This is a genomic window from Pseudomonas sp. 2822-15 (assembly GCF_002742515.1).
Classification (GTDB): Bacteria; Pseudomonadota; Gammaproteobacteria; order Pseudomonadales; family Pseudomonadaceae; genus Aquipseudomonas; species Aquipseudomonas salomonii.
Genome location: NZ_LJRY01000141.1, coordinates 1 through 1,054, shown reverse-complemented (window position 1 = coordinate 1,054; position 1,054 = coordinate 1). Strand labels below are relative to the sequence as shown.

Sequence of the window (1,054 nt, the reverse complement as noted above, 5' to 3'; positions counted from 1 at the left end):
GCCAAGCCGACCAACCAGAAGCAAACGATGTAGTGGTCGTAGTTGACGCGCCAGTGGTGCCGGGTGAATTGCTGCTCTGCAGTCCACACTGCTGCTCCGAGCCGCTCAGCTTCTTCCCAAGCATCTAACAGACCGGGGAAATAATGCGCCAAGTCAGTAATTGGGCATCCGGCTGAGTATTTGCGCAGAATTTGGTGCCAGTGTTTCTGAGCAAGTGTAAATTGGAATTGGGGCGCGTAATTCTGATCACCTGAGTTGTTATCAGCGGCTACAGATTCTTTTTTTATGTAATCGTCGTTGTACTCAATCCACTCAGACCAGTAGCTTATTTCCCCTAATGGTGCGCGAATCATTTAGCGGCCCTTCCTAATAGTTTTGATGTGGCAACTGGATCAGCTACAAATTTTCCATTTTTTTCCAGGACGCCGACAGTGACATTTCCAAACGGGTCTGTATGGACTAGCCATTTTTCGACACGGCCTGCCTGTAGTGCTTTGTTGATGCTATCAGCAGCTTTTTCATTACCGTTGACAGACTCCAGAATCCGATTGTAGTTAGTAGAGCTACCTTGTAACCAATCATCACTCATCTGCAGCCCATCTCGGGTGGGCTTCAGCTTGGACGAGCCAAATTTGTACTCAACAATCAGGTAGTCGACACCAGGCTTATCTACCTTGTACAAATCGTCAATGCCTGTCTGGCCAATATCGGGAGCCCGGCCAATTTTTTCAGCACCGGGCACCAACGTCTTGATTTGCTCTCCACCCATGATGTCCCCGACGATGCTCTTCTGCGCGTTGGTCATGGCGCGGAAGTCCATCAGCGGGGTGCCGTTAGGGTTGAACTGCCCGCCGCGTGCTACAAGCTTGTCGAATTTGGCGAGGCTCGCCACCTCAGCCATCTTTTCAAGCTGCTGCGCTCCAACCTTGATCCCCGCCTTGGCCAGCGCCACGCCACCTTTCGCAGCCCCGCCCACCCCCGTTGCAATGCTGCCGACCTGCCAGGCGATTTCGCCGATGGCCTTGCCCAAGGCTTCGGCGTTTTCGTCGCCGCC

At 52.9% G+C, this 1,054-nt stretch carries 2 protein-coding genes; both read right to left on the bottom strand.

Annotation, left to right across the window (positions count from 1 at the left end):
- Nucleotides 1-353, bottom strand: a 353-nt coding sequence (locus AOA59_RS01310; protein ID WP_143522748.1) for a PoNe immunity protein domain-containing protein, incomplete at its 3' end; no start/stop codon positions are given.
- Nucleotides 350-1,054, bottom strand: a 705-nt coding sequence (locus AOA59_RS01305) for a hypothetical protein (protein WP_218212191.1), incomplete at its 5' end; no start/stop codon positions are given. The genes AOA59_RS01305 and AOA59_RS01310, both read right to left, overlap by 4 nt.